Annotated in this window: 22 protein-coding genes; 1 reads left to right on the top strand and 21 read right to left on the bottom strand. The window is 59.1% G+C overall.

What is annotated here, in order from left to right; all coding sequences use genetic code 11:
* Nucleotides 1-125 precede the first annotated feature (125 nt).
* The 19 genes from der to trmJ form a co-directional block, all read right to left on the bottom strand.
* Nucleotides 126-1,595: a ribosome biogenesis GTPase Der gene (gene der, locus AB4P96_RS07310; protein ID WP_053135513.1), complete on the bottom strand. Its 1,470-nt coding sequence runs from the start codon at nt 1,593-1,595 to the stop codon at nt 126-128.
* Between the two features lie 135 nt (nt 1,596-1,730).
* Nucleotides 1,731-2,882, bottom strand: coding sequence for an outer membrane protein assembly factor BamB (gene bamB, locus AB4P96_RS07305; protein WP_186617307.1), 1,152 nt, complete (start codon nt 2,880-2,882; stop codon nt 1,731-1,733).
* On the bottom strand, nt 2,875-3,516 hold the full coding sequence (locus AB4P96_RS07300; protein ID WP_017135953.1) for a tetratricopeptide repeat protein: 642 nt from the start codon (nt 3,514-3,516) through the stop codon (nt 2,875-2,877). The genes bamB and AB4P96_RS07300 overlap by 8 nt, the downstream gene beginning before the upstream one ends.
* Before the next feature lie 41 nt (nt 3,517-3,557).
* Entirely contained in the window at nt 3,558-4,847 is a 1,290-nt protein-coding gene (gene hisS / locus AB4P96_RS07295; protein ID WP_017135952.1) for a histidine--tRNA ligase, read from the bottom strand.
* Between the two features lie 21 nt (nt 4,848-4,868).
* Nucleotides 4,869-5,978, bottom strand: a complete 1,110-nt coding sequence (gene ispG, locus AB4P96_RS07290; protein WP_056858733.1) for a flavodoxin-dependent (E)-4-hydroxy-3-methylbut-2-enyl-diphosphate synthase — start codon at nt 5,976-5,978, stop codon at nt 4,869-4,871.
* A 2-nt stretch (nt 5,979-5,980) separates the two neighbouring features.
* Nucleotides 5,981-6,982 carry a RodZ family helix-turn-helix domain-containing protein gene (locus tag AB4P96_RS07285; protein WP_099550105.1) on the bottom strand — a complete coding sequence of 334 codons (1,002 nt, stop codon included), beginning with the start codon at nt 6,980-6,982 and terminating at the stop codon, nt 5,981-5,983.
* On the bottom strand, nt 6,982-7,740 hold the full coding sequence (gene pilW / locus AB4P96_RS07280; RefSeq protein WP_017135949.1) for a type IV pilus biogenesis/stability protein PilW: 759 nt from the start codon (nt 7,738-7,740) through the stop codon (nt 6,982-6,984). The genes AB4P96_RS07285 and pilW overlap by 1 nt, the downstream gene beginning before the upstream one ends.
* A gap of 12 nt (nt 7,741-7,752) precedes the next feature.
* A complete protein-coding gene (gene rlmN, locus AB4P96_RS07275; protein WP_017135948.1) occupies nt 7,753-8,901 on the bottom strand; it encodes a 23S rRNA (adenine(2503)-C(2))-methyltransferase RlmN in 1,149 nt (382 codons plus the stop codon).
* 29 nt (nt 8,902-8,930) lie between these two features.
* Nucleotides 8,931-9,356, bottom strand: coding sequence for a nucleoside-diphosphate kinase (gene ndk / locus AB4P96_RS07270; RefSeq protein WP_003175956.1), 426 nt, complete (start codon nt 9,354-9,356; stop codon nt 8,931-8,933).
* Between the two features lie 92 nt (nt 9,357-9,448).
* Nucleotides 9,449-9,652, bottom strand: a complete 204-nt coding sequence (iscX, locus tag AB4P96_RS07265; RefSeq protein WP_017135947.1) for a Fe-S cluster assembly protein IscX — start codon at nt 9,650-9,652, stop codon at nt 9,449-9,451.
* A gap of 14 nt (nt 9,653-9,666) precedes the next feature.
* On the bottom strand, nt 9,667-10,008 hold the full coding sequence (fdx, locus tag AB4P96_RS07260; protein WP_015885743.1) for an ISC system 2Fe-2S type ferredoxin: 342 nt from the start codon (nt 10,006-10,008) through the stop codon (nt 9,667-9,669).
* Nucleotides 10,009-10,011: 3 nt separating this feature from the next.
* Nucleotides 10,012-11,874, bottom strand: coding sequence for a Fe-S protein assembly chaperone HscA (gene hscA / locus AB4P96_RS07255; RefSeq protein ID WP_099550106.1), 1,863 nt, complete (start codon nt 11,872-11,874; stop codon nt 10,012-10,014).
* A 51-nt stretch (nt 11,875-11,925) separates the two neighbouring features.
* Entirely contained in the window at nt 11,926-12,447 is a 522-nt protein-coding gene (hscB, locus tag AB4P96_RS07250; protein WP_017135945.1) for a co-chaperone HscB, read from the bottom strand.
* A gap of 8 nt (nt 12,448-12,455) precedes the next feature.
* Nucleotides 12,456-12,779, bottom strand: coding sequence for an iron-sulfur cluster assembly protein IscA (iscA, locus tag AB4P96_RS07245; RefSeq protein WP_003209680.1), 324 nt, complete (start codon nt 12,777-12,779; stop codon nt 12,456-12,458).
* 28 nt (nt 12,780-12,807) lie between these two features.
* Entirely contained in the window at nt 12,808-13,194 is a 387-nt protein-coding gene (iscU, locus tag AB4P96_RS07240) for a Fe-S cluster assembly scaffold IscU (protein WP_003175965.1), read from the bottom strand.
* Nucleotides 13,195-13,293: 99 nt separating this feature from the next.
* The gene (locus AB4P96_RS07235; protein ID WP_017135944.1) at nt 13,294-14,508 is read right to left on the bottom strand and encodes an IscS subfamily cysteine desulfurase; all 1,215 of its coding nucleotides are present in this window, start codon (nt 14,506-14,508) and stop codon (nt 13,294-13,296) included.
* Between the two features lie 50 nt (nt 14,509-14,558).
* Nucleotides 14,559-15,050, bottom strand: coding sequence for a Fe-S cluster assembly transcriptional regulator IscR (gene iscR / locus AB4P96_RS07230; protein ID WP_003194020.1), 492 nt, complete (start codon nt 15,048-15,050; stop codon nt 14,559-14,561).
* 299 nt (nt 15,051-15,349) lie between these two features.
* Entirely contained in the window at nt 15,350-16,135 is a 786-nt protein-coding gene (gene cysE / locus AB4P96_RS07225; protein WP_017135943.1) for a serine O-acetyltransferase, read from the bottom strand.
* 2 nt (nt 16,136-16,137) lie between these two features.
* Nucleotides 16,138-16,908, bottom strand: a complete 771-nt coding sequence (gene trmJ / locus AB4P96_RS07220; protein ID WP_003210307.1) for a tRNA (cytosine(32)/uridine(32)-2'-O)-methyltransferase TrmJ — start codon at nt 16,906-16,908, stop codon at nt 16,138-16,140.
* A 145-nt stretch (nt 16,909-17,053) separates the two neighbouring features.
* Here trmJ and suhB point away from each other — a divergent pair, with 145 nt between their 5' ends.
* Nucleotides 17,054-17,869: an inositol-phosphate phosphatase gene (suhB, locus tag AB4P96_RS07215; protein ID WP_003175971.1), complete on the top strand. Its 816-nt coding sequence runs from the start codon at nt 17,054-17,056 to the stop codon at nt 17,867-17,869.
* Between the two features lie 189 nt (nt 17,870-18,058).
* On the opposite strand, the gene AB4P96_RS07210 is transcribed toward suhB, so the two are convergent.
* Together AB4P96_RS07210 and secF are read right to left on the bottom strand one after the other, a co-directional pair.
* On the bottom strand, nt 18,059-18,601 hold the full coding sequence (locus AB4P96_RS07210; RefSeq protein WP_017135941.1) for a glycine zipper 2TM domain-containing protein: 543 nt from the start codon (nt 18,599-18,601) through the stop codon (nt 18,059-18,061).
* 123 nt (nt 18,602-18,724) lie between these two features.
* Nucleotides 18,725-19,639 (bottom strand): protein translocase subunit SecF, encoded by a 915-nt coding sequence (gene secF / locus AB4P96_RS07205; protein WP_017135940.1) that lies wholly within the window; start codon nt 19,637-19,639, stop codon nt 18,725-18,727.
* Between the last annotated feature and the right edge of the window lie 5 nt (nt 19,640-19,644).

The raw sequence follows: 19,644 nt of genomic DNA, 5'->3' as shown, positions 1-19,644 counted from the left end.
CCTGCAGGTGAGCCCCAAGTTTTAAGCTGCCCTAAGCATCGGGTCAAGGCACAAACCACCGCGCACAAAAAAGGGCTCCAAAGGAGCCCTTTTTGCAGCGTGTCGCTCACAACTCAAAGCGGCGCTTATTTCTTGTCGCGGCGCTTCTTGTCGGCCTTCTTGTGGTGAGTCATCAAACGACGCTTCTTGTTCACCTGACGGTCAGTCAGTGTGTTCTTGTTGCCTTCGTATGGGTTCTCGCCACCCTTGAACTCGATACGGATCGGCGTACCGACCAGTTTCAAGACACGGCGGTAGGTGTTTTCCAGGTAACGCACGTAGGACTTGGGCACCTTCTCGATCTGGTTACCGTGGATCACGATAATCGGCGGGTTGGCACCACCCAAGTGGGCGTAACGCAGTTTGATCCGACGGTTGTTGACCATCGGTGGCGCGTGCTCACCGACCGCATCTTCCAGGATCTGGGTCAGGCGGTTGGTCGGCCAGCGAGTAACCGCAGACTTGAACGAGTTCTGCACGGACGCGTAGAGGTTGCCCACGCCGGTGCCGTGCAGTGCCGAGATAAAGTGGATATCGGCGAACTCGACGAAGAACAGCCGACGTTGCAGCTCGATCTTGACGAAATCGCGCTCGCTCGGCGTCATGCCGTCCCACTTGTTGATCGCGATTACGAGGGCACGACCGGCTTCCAGAGCAAAGCCCAGCAAGTTGAGGTCGTGGTCCACCACGCCTTCGCGGGCGTCCATCACGAAGATCACCACGTTGGCGTCTTTGATCGCCTGCAGGGTTTTGACCACCGAGAACTTTTCAACTTCCTCGTGGATCTTGCCGCGCTTGCGCACACCGGCGGTGTCGATCAGCGTGTACTTCTCGTCGTTACGTTCAAACGGGATGTAGATACTGTCGCGGGTAGTACCCGGCTGGTCATACACGATGACCCGGTCTTCACCGAGCATGCGGTTAACCAGGGTCGACTTGCCGACGTTCGGACGGCCGATGATGGCGATCTTGATACCGTCTTTTTCGCTCGGGCCAGGAATGCGCTTGGCTTCCTCACCTTCGGCAACGATCTCTTCCTCGCCCTCTTCTTCCTCAGCGTCATCCTTGGGGAAGTCGCGCAGGGCGATTTCCAGCATCTGGGTGATGCCGCGACCGTGGGCACCGGCGACCGGGATCGCATCGCCCAGGCCCATCGGGCTGAATTCGGCACGGGCCGCTTCAGGATCGATGTTATCGATCTTGTTGGCGACCAGATAGGAACGCTTGTTGCGCTTGCGCAGGTGCTCGCCAATCATTTGGTCGGCAGCGGTGTAGCCCGCACGGGCGTCCACCAGGAACAACACGACATCGGCTTCTTCGATAGCAAGCAGCGACTGCTCGGCCATCTTTTCGTCCATGCCATGCTCGTCACCGGAGATACCACCGGTGTCGACAATAATGTAGGAGCGCCCTTGCCACTTTGCCTCACCGTATTGGCGATCACGGGTCAGACCGGACAAGTCGCCAACGATGGCGTCACGAGTCCTGGTCAGGCGGTTGAACAAGGTGGACTTGCCGACGTTAGGTCGGCCCACCAGGGCGATTACGGGAACCATGCGGCTCTCCACTTCGTTATTTCAGAAAATACAAAAGCCGCTGCAAGGCAGCGGCTGGTGCTCGGGGCAGCATAGTCAAATGCCGCATGCCCCGCCGAAGCGGGGCCGCCTGGGTTTTACCCCAAGCATAGTTGCTTACTTGATGGTCAGGGCTTCCAGCTTGCCGCTGTTGCCAAACACGTAAAGCATGTTACCCACAACCAGCGGACGCGCACGCAGACCGTCGCTGTCGATACGCTCGCGGCCGACAAAACGACCGTCTACCTGGCTCAGCAGGTGCAGGTAACCTTCGAAGTCACCTACCGCTACGTAGCTGGAGAACACTTCCGGTGCCGACAGTTGACGGCGAGCCAGGGAGTCGTTGCTCCACAGCGCAGTGGTGGAACGCTCGTCGACACTTTCAACGGTGCCGGAAGCGAGGCTTACGTAGACGCTGCCGAACCCTTGGGCGACACCGGCGTAGCTGGAAGCATCACGCTGCCAGTTGATGCGGCCGCTTTGCAGGTCCAGCGCCGCAACACGGCCCTGGTAAGTGGCCACGTAAATGGTTTCACCCGACAGCAGCAGGCCGCCGTCGATGTCCACTACGCGGTCCAGCTCGGAGCGACCTTGCGGGATGGCCACACGGGTTTCCCAGGCCGGCACGCCGTTCTGAGTATCCAGGGCGACCACTTTACCGGTCGACAGGCCAGCAACGGCCAGGTTGTTCGTCACAATCGGACCACTGGTACCGCGCAGGGTCAACACCGCCGGGGTGCTGTCATACAACCAGCGCTGGTTACCGGTGGCGGCATCCAGGCCGATCACACGGTCATCCTGGGTTTGCACCACGACGATATCGCCGTTGGTGGCAGGCGCGGAGAGCACTTCACTGGTCACCCGAGCGCGCCATTTCTCTTCACCCGTTGCCGAGTCCAGAGCCACCACGTCGCCTTTAAGCGTACCGATCAGCACCATGCCGTAGCCGACGCCCACACCACCGGAAACCGGCAGCTCGAGGTCTTTCTTCCACTTCACGTCGCCATTCATACGATCCATGGCCATGACAACGCCAGTGGAGTCAGTGGCCACGATGTTGTCGCCGTCGATTGCCGGCTGCAACAAGTTGTACAGGTCGCCCTGGCCGTCACCGACGGAGCGGCTCCACTGCTTTTGCAGGACCACTTCTTCCTTGAAGCTGGTCAGCTCGGCAGGAGGCAGTTCTTTTTTACTGTTGCTGCTGCAACCCGCGGCCAGAACGGCCAGAGCCAGCAATGCTGCATGTTTCCAACGGATCACGTCACGCATCCCCTTTGGCCAAGTCGTCCAGCTTGATTTGTAAGCCACCGACCGCTGCTTCATCAGACAGCGCCGCCTTGGCTTTTTGGTACGCAGCATGGGCTTCGTCGGTACGACCCAATTGGACCAACAGGTCGCCCTTGAGCTCTTCACGAGTGGCCACAAATGCCTTGTCAGCATCGCCGTCGAGCAGTTTGAGTGCTTCGTCAGCCTTGTTCTGTGCCGCCAATACCTGCGCCAGGCGCTGACGTGCGATTTCACCCAGGGTCGGGTTGGTCGGTTTGTCGGCGATGGCCTTCAGCTCGGTGGCTGCGTCATCCAGCTTGCCGGTGTCGACCGCAACTTTCGCGACGAACAGGCTGCCGTACTGGGCGTAGGTGCTACCGCCAAATTCGTTTTTCAGCTTGCCGGCAAGGTCCGCCACTTGGGCTGGATCAGGCTTGCCGTCCGGCGTCAGCGTGGTTTCCAGCAATTGCTGATAGAGGATCGAGGCGCCTTGGGACTGGTTGGCCTGATACTTGTGCCAGGCTTGCCAGCCGAACACCACCACTAAAGCCAGCAGACCGCCAGTAACCAGGGGCTTGCCGTTACGCTGCCACCAGTCCTTGAACTCGGCCAGTTGCTCATCATCAGTACTCGACACCCCAATACTCCTTAATCGCTAAATTCGGCTGTTCGACAGCTTCAACCCTGCACGACGCAGGTGGCCAAGTGCGCGGCGAGCGCATCAAAGGCAATGTTCTGTTGCTCGCCCTGGCCACGCAGGGGTTTGAAACCTATCACTTGCTGGGCCAGTTCGTCATCGCCGAGGATCAGCGCATACAGCGCGCCGCTCTTGTCGGCCTTCTTGAACTGGCTCTTGAAGCTGCCGGCGCCGGCATTGATCTGCAGGCGCAGGTTCGGCAGTTGGTCACGCACTTTTTCGCTCAGGGCCAGGGCTGCCAGTTCGGCGGCCTCGCCAAAGGCGCATAGGTACACGTCCACCTGACGGGAGATTTCTTCCGGGACCTGCTCCAGGGTTTCCAGCAGCAGGATCAGCCGCTCGATGCCCATGGCGAAACCTACGCCGGTGGTCGGCTTGCCGCCCATTTGCTCAACCAGGCCGTCGTAGCGACCACCGGCACACACGGTGCCCTGGGCGCCGAGTTTGTCGGTGACCCACTCGAACACGGTCTTGCTGTAGTAATCGAGGCCACGCACCAGTTTAGGGTTGATGACGTAGGGAATACCGGCCGCATCCAGGCGAGCCTTGAGGCCCTCGAAGTGCACGCGGGATTCGTCGTCCAGGTAGTCGGCCATTTTCGGCGCGTCGACCAGTACGGCTTGGGTGTCGGCGTTCTTGGTATCGAGGACGCGCAACGGGTTGGTTTTCAGACGGCGCTGGCTGTCTTCATCCAATTTGTCCAAGTGAGCAGACAGATACTCGACCAGGGCAACGCGATAGCGACCCCGGGATTCGCTGGTGCCCAGGCTGTTGAGCTCAAGCTTGACCGCGTCGCGGATGCCGAGCAGGCCCCACAGGCGCCAGGTCAGCACGATCAGCTCGGCGTCGATGTCCGGACCATCGAGGTTGAACACCTCGAGGCCGATCTGGTGGAACTGGCGATAACGGCCTTTCTGCGGGCGCTCGTGGCGGAACATCGGGCCGATGTACCACAACTTCTGCGGCTGGCCACCACCGGTGAGACCATGCTCGAGCACGGCACGCACGCAGGCGGCTGTACCTTCCGGACGCAGGGTCAGGGAGTCACCGTTGCGATCTTCAAAGGTGTACATCTCTTTTTCGACGATGTCGGTCACTTCACCGATGGAGCGCTTGAACAGCTCGGTGAACTCGACGATCGGCATGCGGATCTGTTTGTAACCGTAGTTATCCAACAGGCGCGCGACCGTGCTCTCGAAGTAGCGCCACAGTGGCGTCTGCTCCGGCAGGATGTCGTTCATGCCACGAATGGCTTGCAGAGACTTGCTCACATCTAATCCTTAAATTCGTTCTTAGCCGCGCGCGATCAGCGCTGCGTCAGCCGCAACCTTTTCAGCTGCTTTCTCGCGGATCAGCTTTTCCAGATGATCCACGAGATTCTCATTCGTCAGTTTCTGCGACGGCTTGCCGTCGATGTAAATCAGGTTCGGTGTACCGCCAGTCAGGCCCACATGAGCTTCCTTGGCTTCACCCGGCCCATTGACCACACACCCGATCACCGCCACATCCAGCGGCACCAGCAGGTCTTCGAGGCGCAGCTCCAGGTCGTTCATGGTTTTCACCACGTCGAAGTTCTGCCGCGAGCAGCTCGGGCAGGCAATGAAGTTGATGCCACGGGAACGCAAACGCAGGGATTTGAGAATGTCGTAGCCGACTTTCACTTCCTCTACGGGGTCTGCCGCCAGGGAGATGCGGATAGTATCGCCAATCCCTTCGGCGAGCAGCATACCGAGACCCACCGCAGATTTCACTGTGCCTGAGCGCAAACCGCCCGCTTCAGTGATACCCAGGTGCAGCGGCTGCACGATTTCCTTGGCCAATAGGCGGTAGGCTTCTACCGCCATGAACACGTCGGAGGCCTTTACGCTGACCTTGAAGTCCTGAAAATTCAGGCGTTCAAGGTGCTCGACGTGGCGCAATGCCGACTCAACCAGCGCGGCTGGGGTTGGTTCGCCGTACTTTTTCTGCAGGTCTTTTTCCAGCGAACCGGCGTTGACGCCGATACGGATGGGAATGCCACGGTCACGTGCCGCGTCCACCACGGCGCGCACACGGTCTTCGCGACCGATGTTGCCCGGGTTGATGCGCAGGCAGTCCACACCCAGCTCGGCCACACGCAGAGCGATTTTGTAGTCGAAGTGAATGTCGGCGACCAGCGGAACCTTGACCAGTTGCTTGATGCGGCCAAAGGCCTCGGCAGCGTCCATGTCCGGTACGGATACGCGCACGATGTCCACACCGGCGGCTTCCAGACGGTTGATCTGGGCGACTGTGGCGGCCACATCATTGGTGTCGCTGTTGGTCATGCTCTGCACTGCGATAGGGGCATCGCCACCTACCGGTACGGAGCCGACCCAGATCTTGCGCGATACGCGACGTTTGATTGGAGATTCGCCGTGCATGACTATTGTCCCAACTTGAGGCGAGCAGTCTCGCCACTGGTGAACGGCGCCACGTCCACAGGCTGGCCGTTGTAGGCCACTTGCGCGCCACGGGCAAAGCCCAGACGCAGCGTCAAAGGAGGCTTGCCGCCTTGGTCAAGCGTATCTCCCTTACGCTTCAGACCGCTAAACAGCACTTTGCCATTGCCATCGGTGACTTGCGTCCAGCAGTCAGCGATGAAGGTAATCTGGATATGCCCGTCGCCGGCGATCAATGCCGGGGTGGTGGGAGGCGAAATCGCGGCCGGGGCCGGGGCCACTGGTGCGTTAGTCGCTGGGGCCTGCGCCGGAGCAGCCGGAGCAGCTGGCGTATGCGCCTGGGCAACCGGGGCAGCCGGTACGGTTGGAGCCGGCACAGCAGCGGTGGCTGCAGGTGCAGTGCCCGCTTCCGGAGTCGGTTGCTCGGTGGTAGCCGGCGCTTCCGAGGCGGCCTGCCCTTGGGCAACCGCCTGGTCTTCCGGCTCATCCAGCGGGTGAATCTGGGTGGTGCCGTCGGCGCTTTCGACTTCGACGTGCTCCATGGCGTTGCTGGTAAGGTCTTTGGTGCGTTGGGAGGCCTGGTCTTGCCACCAGACGAAACCGCCACCCACTACGGCAATCAGCAGCAACAGGCTGACAATCCGCAAAATAGTGTGGGAAACCCGTACCGGCTCCTCGATGCGGCCCAGGCCATGCACATTGCTGCCCTGGGAATCGGTGCCGGTGAACTGGTCAAATTCCTGGACCAGTACCGCCTGGTCGATGCCCAGCAACTTTGCATAGGCGCGGATATAGCCGCGGGCAAAAGTATGCCCAGGCAGCTTGTCGAACGCGCCGGCTTCCAGGTTGCCCAGGGATGTGGCGGTCAAATTGAGCTTGAGGGCCACTTCTGCCAGCGACCAACCATTGCTTTCGCGGGCCTGACGCAAGGTCTCGCCTGGGTTTACGCGATTAGCTGCTACAACTTCCGGGTGCGCCGCTTTCATCATTGCTCCGACAGGTATTGCTGATATTCCGGCGTACCGGGATAGAGTCGTTCGAGTTGCTGGCCAAACTGTGCGGCCGTGTCGCGTTCTTCATGAACCGTCGCCAGGCGCACACCGAGCAATAGACTACGTGCATTTTGCCCGCTGAGCAGGCTAAAACGCTCGTAAAAGTCACGTGCCGGCACATAATGCCTGTCTTCGTAAGACAACTCAGCCATTTCGAGTAAAGCCCGTGGCTGGCGATTGTTCAGGTGCAGGGCTTTTTCCAGTTGCTGACGACCGCTGTCGCGCAGGCCAAGGCGTATCGAGGTCACCCCAAGGTTTTCGAATACTCGCGAACGCTCAGGATAAAGGGTATCGGTACTGGCTTGCTGGAAATAGCGGGACGCCTGGTCGTAACGTTGCTGCGCAAACAGAAAACTGCCGTAGTTGTTCAGCAGCCGCGGGTCGGCAGGACGTGCGGCCAGGGCCTTGTGAAAATACGCGTCGGCCAGTTCAGGCTCGGCCTGGGCCTGGAATACCAGCGCCAGTGCGGCATTGGCATCGGCGTCGTCGCCGTCCAGCTCAAGGGCTTTTTTCAACGGCACCTTGGCCTGTTCGCTCATGCCCTGGCGCAGATAACCCAAGCCCAATTGCACATAGGCAATTCGCGCCTCGTCACGGCCTTTGCCGGTTTGCATGGGGCTGTCATGGCCCGATGAAACACAACCGGCCGCGAGACCGGTGAAAAGCAACAGCAGCGCGAGGCGCAAGGGCATAGAGGTCCTCTCTCAGATTCGATTCACAGCAATTTGCGGCAAATCTTCGGCGGCGTTAAGTTCGCGCACGGCGATATAACGCTCACTGCGGCGGGTGCGATCCATCACTTGCCCGACCAGTTGGCCACAGGCGGCGTCGATGTCTTCACCACGGGTGGTGCGCACAGTAACGTTGTAGCCGGCCTGGTGCAGTTGATCCTGGAAACGACGGATGGCGTTGTTGCTCGGCCGCTCGTAGCCAGAATGGGGAAACGGGTTAAACGGAATCAGGTTGATCTTGCACGGGGTGTTCTTGAGCAGTTCGATCATCTCGACCGCGTGCTCAACTTTGTCGTTGATGTCCTTGAGCATGGTGTACTCAATGGTCAACACACGCTTTTCGCCCAGGGTCGCCATGTAACGCTGGCAAGATTCGAGCAGCATCTTAAGCGGATACTTCTTGTTGATCGGCACCAATTGGTTACGCAATGCGTCATTCGGTGCGTGCAACGACAGCGCCAGGGAGACGTCGATGTGCTTGGCCAGCTCATCGATCATCGGCACCACGCCGGAAGTCGACAGAGTCACACGGCGCTTGGAGATGCCGTAGCCGAGGTCGTCCATCATCAAATGCATGGCGGCAACGACGTTGTCGAAGTTCAGCAGCGGCTCACCCATGCCCATCATCACCACGTTGGTGATGGCACGGTCGACGGTTGCCGGGACGCTGCCAAAGGATTTGTTGGCAATCCACACCTGGCCGATGACTTCGGCGGCGGTGAGGTTGCTATTGAAGCCTTGCTTGCCGGTGGAGCAGAAACTGCAGTCCAGGGCACAGCCTGCCTGGGACGAAACGCACAAAGTGCCGCGCTTGCCCTGGGGAATGTAGACGGTCTCGACGCAGCTGCCGGACGCCACGCGCACCACCCACTTACGGGTGCCGTCGGTGGAGATGTCCTCGCTGACAACCTCGGGACCACGGACCTCAGCAATGGCCTTGAGCTTGTCGCGCAGGGCCTTGCTGACGTTCGTCATGGCGTCGAAATCGTCGACACCAAAGTGGTGAATCCACTTCATTACCTGACCGGCACGGAAACGCTTCTCCCCGATTGAGTCGAAGAATTTTTCCATTTCCTGTTGAGTCAGACCCAGCAGGTTGGTTTTAACAGTCGATGTAGTCATGGATTCACCCTCACTCTTTAAGCCGATGCTTAGCGAGCGGTTACTTCAGTAGCAGCGAAAAAGTACGAGATTTCGCGAGCAGCAGCGGCTTCGGAGTCCGAACCGTGAACAGCGTTGGCGTCGATGGACTCAGCGAAGTCAGCACGGATAGTGCCGGCAGCGGCTTCTTTAGGGTTGGTAGCGCCCATCAGCTCGCGGTTCAGAGCGATAGCGTTTTCGCCTTCCAGAACCTGAACAACAACAGGGCCGGAGATCATGAAGGCAACCAGGTCGCCGAAGAAGCCACGAGCGCTGTGCTCAGCGTAGAAGCCTTCAGCTTCAGCTTTGGACAGTTGCTTGAGTTTCGAAGCTACAACCTTCAGGCCGGCTTTTTCGAAACGAGTGGTGATCTCGCCGATGACGTTTTTTGCAACAGCGTCAGGCTTGATGATGGAGAAAGTACGTTGAACAGCCATGGTGTAACTCCAGAAACGGTAATTTACGAAAAATTAAACCCGCGAATTATACGCGGGTTATTAGGTATTGCCTAACTGCGTAAAAAGTCGGCTCAGTCGTCTGCTTCTTCGATCCACAGACCCTGAATCGCCTCCAGGACCTTTTCGCCACCCCGGTCAGGAATGTCGTCGAATTCCGGCAGCGCCATTACGAGGTCGCGCAATTTGACGAAGTTCACGGTAAGAGGATTGACCTCAGGATGAGCTTCAGCAAGTTGTATAGCGATTTCTTGTACATCAACCCATTTCAGGCTCATGACATTTCCTTGAATCAATGCGGCGCTTCGGCTGCATGGTTGAGGGAATATTTCGGAATTTCGACGGTAATGTCTTCCGTGCCGACCTTTGCCTGACAGCTTAGGCGAGAAGTCGCCTCAAGGCCCCAGGCGCGATCCAGAAAGTCCTCTTCCAGCTCGTCCGCTTCTTCGAGAGAGTTGAAACCTTCGCGAATCACGCAGTGGCAGGTCGTGCAGGCGCAGACACCGCCGCAGGCGCTTTCGATCTCGATGTGGTTGTCATGGGCAACCTCGAGGATGGACTTGCCGGTCTCAGCCTCCACAACCATACCGTCCGGGCAATGCTCGGCGTGTGGCAGAAAAATGACCTGCGGCATTAATTATTCCTCGATTTCATTCAGGTTGCGCCCGGCCAGTGCGGCTTTCACCGTCTGATCCATGCGGCGGGCGGCAAAAGCATCAGTCACTTGCGACAGGCGCTTGGTCTGCTGCTCGATGGCGTAACCATCGTTGCCTTTCATCAGTTCGGCCAGTTCCTGCATTTGCAGGTCGATAACCATGCGCTCTTCAGCATCCAGCAGACGCTCGCCGTCGGCTTCCAGGGCGCCCTGCACAGCTTCGAGCAGGCGCTGGGCATCGACTTGCTGCTCGCGCAGCACGCGGGCGACCTTGTCGTCACCGGCATATTGGAACGAATCCTTGAGCATCTTGGCGATTTCGCCGTCGGTGAGGCCGTAGGACGGCTTGACCTGAATGCTGGCTTCAACGCCCGAGGCCAATTCACGCGCTGCTACGCTGAGCAGGCCATCGGCGTCGACCTGAAAGGTCACGCGAATTTTCGCCGCACCGGCCACCATCGCCGGGATGCCGCGCAATTCAAAGCGCGCCAGGGAGCGGCAGTCGCTGATCAGTTCGCGCTCGCCTTGCAGCACATGAATCATCATGGCCGTCTGGCCATCTTTGTACGTGGTGAAATCCTGGGCGCGTGCGACGGGGATGGTGGTGTTGCGTGGAATCACCTTCTCCATCAGGCCGCCCATGGTTTCCAACCCCAAAGAAAGCGGGATCACGTCGAGCAGCAGCAGTTCGCCACCCTCGCGCTTGTTACCGGCAAGCGTGTCGGCCTGGATAGCAGCGCCGATGGCGACTACTTGGTCCGGGTCGATTTCTGTCAGTGGCTGGCGACCGAAAGCTTCGGCAACCGCTTCGCGAACGCGTGGGACGCGCGTCGAACCGCCGACCATGACCACTGCGGCCACGTCTTCCAGCTCGATACCGGAATCACGTACAGCCCTACGGCACGCCTTGAGGCTGCGAGCGACCATCGGTTCGATCAGCGCATCAAAGGCTTCGCGAGTCAGTTGAGCCGACCAGTTACCGTAGGAAACTTCAACAGAATCAGCGTCAGTCAGTGCTTCCTTGGCCGCACAGGCAGTTTGCAGCAGATTACGCTGCGCGCCCGGGTCCAGATCAGCCGACAAGCCAGCGCTGGTGATGATCCAGCCTGCAATGGCATGGTCAAAGTCATCGCCGCCCAAGGCGCTGTCGCCCCCGGTGGCCAGTACTTCAAACACACCGCCGGTCAGGCGCAGAATCGAAATATCAAAAGTACCACCGCCCAGGTCATAAATAGCCACCAGGCCTTCAGCGTGCTGATCCAGGCCATAGGCCACCGCCGCTGCGGTCGGCTCGTTGAGCAAGCGCAACACGTTCAGGCCCGCAAGCTTCGCGGCGTCCTTGGTGGCTTGACGCTGTGCGTCATCGAAATAGGCAGGAACGGTGATCACTGCGCCGACCAGTTCGCCGCCCAAGGTATTTTCTGCGCGCTGACGCAGCACCTTGAGGATATCGGCCGACACTTCAACCGGGCTTTTCGGGCCTTGGACGGTGTCGATGAACGGCATATGGGATTCGCCGCCAACAAAGCGGTACGGCAGCTGGTCGCCCAATTGCTTGACGTCGGAAAGACCGCGACCCATCAAGCGTTTAACCGACAGCACGGTATTCAACGGGTCACTGGACGCTGCCAGCTTGGCCGACTCACCGACTTCAGTGCGATCAGCGTGATAACGCACAGCGGAGGGCAGGATCACCTGGCCATTAGCGTCGGGCAATGGCTCGGACAGGCCGCTGCGCAAGGCAGCAACCAGGGAATTGGTGGTGCCCAGGTCAATCCCGACCGCCAGGCGACGCTGGTGTGGTTGAGGGCTTTGGCCGGGTTCGGCGATTTGCAGTAGGGCCATGGTAATCAGGTCTTATCTGTCTATCAGGCGTGCATCACGGGCAGCACTGGGTTAATCGTCGAGGCGCTCTTCTAGCTGGCGCACTTCGTAGGTGAGCTTGTCGAGGAACTGCATGCGCCGCATCAGGCGTTCGGCCTGTTCACGTTGCGCTGCATCATCCCAACAGGCTGCGAAGCTTTCATTGAGCTCATCCTGGGCCGTTTTCAGACGACGCTTGAAGACCGCGACACCGGCTATATCAGCCTCGTCCTGCAAGTCTTCGAGTTCTTCGCGCCACTGCATCTGCTGCATCAGGAAGTCCGGGTCGTGCACCGTCACTTCGATCGGCAACTCACCACCGTTCAACGCGAGCAGGTAGCGCGCGCGTTTGGGCGGGTTTTTCAGCGTCTGATAGGCTTCGTTGAGGCTGGCCGATTGCTCCAGCGCCAGGCGCTGCTCACGCTCGGAAGCGTCAGCAAAGCGGTCCGGATGCACCCCACGCGCCAACTCTCGGTAGCGCGTGGCAAGCTGCTCAAGGTCCAGCCGAAAGCTCGGCTGCAGCTCGAATAAAGCGAAATGACAAGGAGTACCCACGAATAGCCTCAGATGTTGAAGCTTTCGCCGCAGCCACATTCACCGCGCACGTTGGGGTTGTTGAACTTGAAGCCTTCGTTCAACCCTTCCTTGACGAAATCGAGTTCGGTGCCGTCCAGGTAGGTCAGGCTTTTAGGGTCGATGATCACTTTCTCGCCGTGACTTTCGAACACCTGGTCCTCTTCAACCACCTCGTCGACAAACTCCAGCACGTAGGCAAGGCCGGAACAGCCCGTGGTGCGAACACCCAGACGAATCCCCTCACCTTTACCGCGCCCATTCAGGGAGCGGCGAATGTGCTGCGCAGCCGCTTCTGTCATGCTGATAGCCATCGTTGACTCCTTACTCGTCGCCAAATGCTTAGATCAAGCCTTTCTTCTGCTTGTAGTCGCGAACGGCCGCCTTGATGGCGTCTTCGGCGAGTACGGAGCAGTGAATTTTCACTGGCGGCAGGGCCAGTTCTTCAGCCAGCTGGGTGTTGCTGATGGTGACAGCCTCATCCAGGGTCTTGCCTTTCATCCACTCGGTAGCGAGGGAGCTTGAGGCAATGGCGGAACCGCAGCCGTAAGTCTTGAACTTGGCGTCTTCGATAACGCCAGCGTCGTTGACCTTGATCTGCAGGCGCATCACATCGCCGCACGCCGGAGCGCCGACCATGCCAGTGCCGACATCAGGGTCTTCCGCGTTCATCTTGCCGACGTTGCGCGGGTTTTCGTAGTGGTCGATGACCTTTTCGCTGTAAGCCATGGTACTGAATCCTCACTCATCAGGGCCGCTCTGGAACCCTGTAAAAACGCCTGCGTTTTCCGCCACGTTCTTACAGAGCTTGGGTGGCGGCTTCTATAGTTAGTGTGCCGCCCACTCGATCTTGGAGATATCGACACCGTCTTTGTACATGTCCCACAGCGGCGACAGAACGCGCAGCTTGTTGACGGCTTCGCAGACTTTCTGCGCGGCGTAGTCGACTTGCTCTTCGGTGGTGAAACGGCCGAACGTAAAGCGGATCGAGCTGTGTGCCAGTTCGTCGTTGCGGCCCAGGGCGCGCAGAACGTACGAAGGCTCAAGGGAAGCCGAGGTGCAGGCCGAACCGGACGAAACCGCCAGGTCCTTGAGCGCCATGATCAGCGACTCGCCTTCGACGTAGTTGAAGCTCAAATTCAGGTTGTGCGGTACACGGGCGGTCATGCTGCCATTGATGTACAGCTCTTCAAGGTTCTCGACCTGCTTGTAGAAGCGATCGCTCAGCGCCTTGATACGGATGTTTTCGGCAGCCATGTCTTCTTTGGCTACACGGAAGGCTTCGCCCATGCCGACGATCTGGTGAGTCGCCAGGGTGCCGGAACGCATGCCGCGCTCGTGACCGCCGCCGTGCATGGTGGCTTCGATGCGCACCCGAGGCTTGCGGCTCACGTACAGCGCGCCGATGCCTTTAGGGCCGTAAGTCTTGTGGGCAGAGAACGACATCAGGTCGACTTTCAGCTTGGACAGGTCGATGTCGACCTTGCCGGTGGACTGAGCAGCGTCGACGTGCAGCAGGATGCCTTTGGAGCGAGTCAGCTCGCCAATGGCTGCGATGTCGTTGATGGTGCCGATTTCGTTATTCACGTGAATCACGGAAACCAGGATGGTGTCTTCACGCAGGGCCGCTTCGATCATGGCCGGCGTGACGATACCGTCGGTGGTTGGTTCAAGGTAGGTAACCTCGAAACCTTCACGCTCCAGTTGGCGCATGGTGTCGAGGACAGCCTTGTGCTCAATCTTGGTGGTGATCAGGTGCTTGCCCTTGGTCGCGTAGAAATGCGCCGCGCCCTTGATTGCCAGGTTGTCGGATTCGGTAGCACCGGAGGTCCAGACGATTTCCCGTGGGTCGGCGCCCACCAGGTCGGCGACTTGGCGACGAGCGTTCTCGACCGCTTCCTCGGCTTTCCAGCCGAATACGTGGGAACGGGAGGCTGGGTTACCGAAGTTTCCGTCAACCAGCAGGCATTCGCTCATCTTTTGCGCGACACGCGGATCAACCGGGGTGGTCGCTGAGTAATCAAGGTAAATCGGCAATTTCATGGACTTTCTCCTAAATCAGGCTGGCTGGCGTGCCGTTAGCTCTTCGGCTGTCACTCGACGGCGGACGCTTCAATCTTGTCCAGACGCGGCGCCTTGGTGTTGCAACGGCGCTGGTCCTGACGCTGGGCTACTTCTTGCACCTCACGGCGAGTCACAAGATCAGCCAAGCTGATACCACTCAAAAACTCATGGATCTGCAGGCTCAAGTCACACCACAAGTGGTGGGTCAGGCAGGTGTCGCCGGCATGGCAGTCACCCAAACCCTGGCATTTGGTGGCATCGACGGATTCGTTCACCGCGTCGATCACCTGAGCTACCTGAATGCCCTGCATATCGCGGGACAATTGATAACCGCCGCCCGGCCCACGCACGCTGGAAACCAAGTTGCTACGGCGCAATTTGGCGAACAGCTGCTCGAGGTAGGACAGGGAAATGCCTTGGCGCTCGGAGATATCGGCCAGGGACACCGGCCCAGTTTGCGCGTGCAAGGCCAGGTCAAGCATGGCGGTCACCGCGTATCGGCCTTTTGTAGTCAGTCTCATGGACAAGTACCAAGGTGTTTCAGAATGGGAGCAAGTATGCGATTCCCGAGTATTTAAGTCAACTATAAGACCTAGTACTTTAGTCAGGATTACCCGTAAAAAGGGCGCGCGAATAATAGCAGGGTGGGGTGGGGACGAACAGCGGGAACCGGGCCACGACTCAATCTCAAGACCAATGGAAGCCAAATGTGGGAGCTGGCTTGCCTGCGATAGCGGTGGGTCAGCACCCCCTAAATGAGCTGGCAGACCGCTATCGCAGGCAAGCCAGCTCCCACAGAAGGTTTTATCGCGCTTAAGATTTAACCAGCCTTGGTGGTGGCAGCTTCAACCTTGATCTCGGCGAAGTCTTCTTCGCGCAGCTCAGGCAGATCTTTTGCGCAGTAGCTACTGCCCAACTCCTTCAATGCGCCGCACATACCGTCCAGCTTGCCATCCACGGCCTGCAGGTGGTCGAGCAACTGGCCAATGGCACGCGCCACCGGGTCGGGCATGTCTTCGCTGACACCGTAGGCATCGAAACCGATCTTCTCAGCCATCGCTTTGCGCTTGGCTTCCTGCTCGTCGCCGAGCTCCGGCTTGACGATAATGCGGCCGGGAATGCCCACCACCGTCGCGCCAGGCGGCACAGCCTTGGTCACCACCGCATTGGAGCCCACCTTGGCACCCGCGCCGACAGTGAACGGGCCAAGCACCTTGGCACCCGCCCCCACCACTACGCCATCGCCCAATGTCGGGTGGCGCTTGCCTTTATTCCACGTTGTGCCACCCAGGGTCACGCCCTGATACAGCGTCACGTCATCACCGATTTCGGCGGTTTCGCCAATCACGATGCCCATGCCATGGTCGATAAAGAAGCGACGACCCACCTTGGCGCCTGGATGAATCTCGATTCCGGTCAACCAGCGCCCAAAGTTCGACACCAGCCGTGCCAGCCATTTCCAGCCCATGCCCCACAAGACTGCGGACAGGCGGTGAATCCAGATCGCGTGCATGCCTGGGTAGCAGGTCAGCACTTCAAAGGCGTTGCGCGCCGCCGGGTCACGGTGGAAAACACTTTGGATATCTTCTCGCAAACGCTCGAACATTTTTAATCCTTCCGCTTAAGAAGCTCACCACGGGCCGCTTTCTGGGTTTCCGTGAGGATGCCACGCAATATGTTCATTTCTGCCCGGCTTACCGAGCTACGGCCGTACAAGCGACGCAGGCGTGCCATCAAGTGCCGTGGTTTTTCCGGATCGAGAAACTCGATGGCCACCAGGGTTTGCTCCAGGTGCTCATAGAATCGCTCCAACTCGTCCATGGTGGCCAACTCGCCACTCTTGGTCGATGCGACCTCATCCTTCTCGACCTTGCTCGGCTGGCCTTCTGCAGCCAGCCAGGCCATGCGCACTTCGTAACTCAACACCTGCACCGCTGCCCCGAGGTTCAGCGAACTGAACTCAGGGTCTGATGGGATGTGCACGTGGTAATGACATCGCTGCAGCTCTTCATTGGTCAGGCCGGAGTCTTCACGGCCAAACACCAAAGCGATTTCAGCGCCACCTGCTGCCTCTTCCACCACCTTGGTGCCGCATTCGCGCGGATCCAGCAGTGGCCAGGGGATTCGACGGTCGCGAGCACTGGTGCCAAGCACCAGGTTGCAGCCGACCAAAGCGTCTTCCAAAGTGGCGACGACCTGGGCTTTTTCAAGGATGTCATTGGCGCCGGATGCACGGGCATCGGCCTCGTGGTGCGGGAACACACGCGGCTCGACCAGCACCAGGCGCGTCAGCCCCATGTTTTTCATGGCTCGCGCCACCCCGCCGATGTTGCCGGGATGACTGGTATTGACGAGGACGACACGGATGTTTTGCAGCAAGGGAGGCGCTCTCGGACACAGGAAAGGGGAGCAAATCTTACAGAACAGCCTAAGGTTATGCCATGAAAGCTAACGTCGTCCTTCACCTGAAGAAAGTTTCTGCTAGAATGCCCGGCTTTCTTTAACAACCTTAGGTGACACATCCATGCAGCCCATGCTGAATATCGCGCTGCGCGCCGCCCGCAGCGCCAGTGAATTGATCTTCCGCTCCATCGAGCGCCTGGATACCATCAAGGTCGACGAAAAAGACGCCAAGGATTATGTATCCGAGGTGGATCGCGCCGCTGAGCAAAAAATCATCGACGCGCTGCGCAAGGCCTACCCTACCCACGGCATCCTCGGTGAAGAAACCGGCTTGCACAAAGGCAGCGGCGAAGGCGAAGACTACCTGTGGATCATCGACCCACTGGATGGCACCACCAACTTCCTGCGCGGCATCCCACACTTTGCAGTCAGCATTGCCTGCAAATACCGTGGCCGCTTGGAACACGCCGTCGTACTCGACCCGGTTCGCCAGGAAGAATTCACCGCCAGCCGTGGCCGTGGCGCCCAGCTGAACGGTCGTCGCCTGCGCGTCAGCGGCCGTACCAGCCTGGACGGCGCCCTGCTGGGCACTGGCTTCCCGTTCCGTGACGACCAGATGGACAACCTGGAAAACTACCTGGGCATGTTCCGCGCCCTGGTTGGCCAGACCGCCGGCATCCGCCGCGCCGGTGCTGCCAGCCTGGACCTGGCGTATGTTGCCGCCGGTCGTTTTGATGCGTTCTGGGAGTCAGGCCTGTCCGAATGGGACATGGCTGCAGGCGCCCTGCTGATCCAGGAAGCTGGTGGCCTGGTGAGCGACTTTACCGGTGGTCACGATTTCCTTGAGAAAGGCCATGTGGTCGCCGGCAACACCAAATGCTTCAAGGCAGTACTGACGGCGATCCAGCCGCACCTGCCGGCTTCGCTGAAGCGCTAAGCGAGCGAGCACAAAAAAAGCACCCCGAGGGGTGCTTTTTTTGTGCCTGGGATTTGCTATCCCAGCAGCCAACACAATCCAATGTGGGAGCCGGCTTGCCTGCGATAGCGGTCTACCAGCTAGCTAATGGGTTACTGACCCACCGCTATCGCAGGCAAGCCAGCTCCCACACTTGGATTGATGTCAGACTTATTGCTGGTTCTGACCCAGGATCAGACGACCTTCCTTATCCACTGGAATCTGGCCGCCCGGATCACGGTCCATACGTACCGAACCTTCCTTACCGTCCAGGTTGTAGCGCACGTCATAACCCACAACCTTGTCACTGATATCGTTGACCGTGCTGCAACGCTGCTGCGTGGTGGTGTAGGTATCGCGGTTCTGCATACCTTCCTGCACCTTGTTACCGGCGTAACCGCCACCGACAGCACCGGCTACAGTAGCCAGCTTCTTGCCATTACCGCCACCGACCTGGTTGCCCAACAAGCCACCGGCCAGCGCGCCAACCACGGTGCCGACGATTTGGTGTTGATCCTGCACCGGCTTCTGCCGGGTCACGGTGACGTCCTTGCAGACCTCACGAGGGGTTTTGATCTGGGTTTTCACCGGCTGCACTGCCAGCACTTGCGCATACTCAGGGCCGCTTTTTACCAGGCTGTAGGTGGCAACAGCACCCCCGGCAGTCACACCGACAGCACCCAATACCGCACCAACCAGTAACGACTTGTTCACGTGAACCTCCTGACCATCACAAGCGGACCGAAACGTCCGCGCTATACCCAGCCTTGGAGCAAAAAAAAAGGCACGAGTTCAATACTCGTGCCTTCTTTGTAACAGCGTATCAACGAACGCCCATCAAGGACGGTCGTCGACCTCCTTGCCGGTAGCGGCAGGCGGGATCAAATCTTCGCTGTTGAGGTTCAGCCAGATCAGCACCACGTTAGCGATGTAGATCGACGAGTAGGTACCCGCCAGAACGCCGATGAACAGTGCCAGGGAGAAGCCCCACAGATTGTCGCCACCGAAGATCATCAGTGCAGCAATCGCCAGCAAGGTGGAGATCGACGTCGCCATGGTCCGCAGCAGGGTCTGAGTGGTGGAGATGTTGATGTTCTCGACCAGCGTAGCCTTGCGCAGTACGCGGAAGTTCTCACGAACCCGGTCGAATACCACGATGGTGTCGTTGAGCGAGTAACCAATGATCGCCAACACCGCCGCCAGCACCGTCAGGTCGAAGGTGATCTGGAAGTACGCCAGGATACCCACGGTGACGATTACGTCGTGGATCAGCGACACAATGGCGCCGACGCCGAATTTCCACTGAAAGCGGAACGCCAGGTAGACCATGATGCCGGCCAGCGCCATCAGCATGCCGAGACCGCCCTGGTCGCGCAGCTCTTCACCCACTTGCGGGCCTACGAACTCGACGCGCTTGACCGACGCCGGGTTGTCACCGCCGACCTTCTGCAAGGCTTCGGCTACCTGATGACCCAACTGCGGATCTTCGCCCGGCATACGCACCAGCAGGTCGGTGGTAGCACCAAAGCTCTGCACGATGGCTTCGTGATAGCCGGCCTTGACCAGCTCGCTGCGCACCAGGGTGACGTCGGCCGGCTTCTCGTAGGTCAGCTCGATGAGCGTACCGCCGGTAAAGTCCAGACCGTAGTTCAGGCCCTTATGGAACCAGCTGAACAACGCCAGAACGGTAAGGAGCACTGTGGCGCCGAACGCAATGTTGCGAACGCCCATGAAGTTGATTGTACGTAACATGGCAG

Source organism: Pseudomonas sp. B19125 (genome assembly GCF_044218855.1).
Lineage (GTDB): Bacteria > Pseudomonadota > Gammaproteobacteria > Pseudomonadales > Pseudomonadaceae > Aquipseudomonas > Aquipseudomonas edaphica.
Note: the sequence above shows the minus strand (reverse complement) of the source record. Positions and strands in the feature narration are given on the sequence as shown.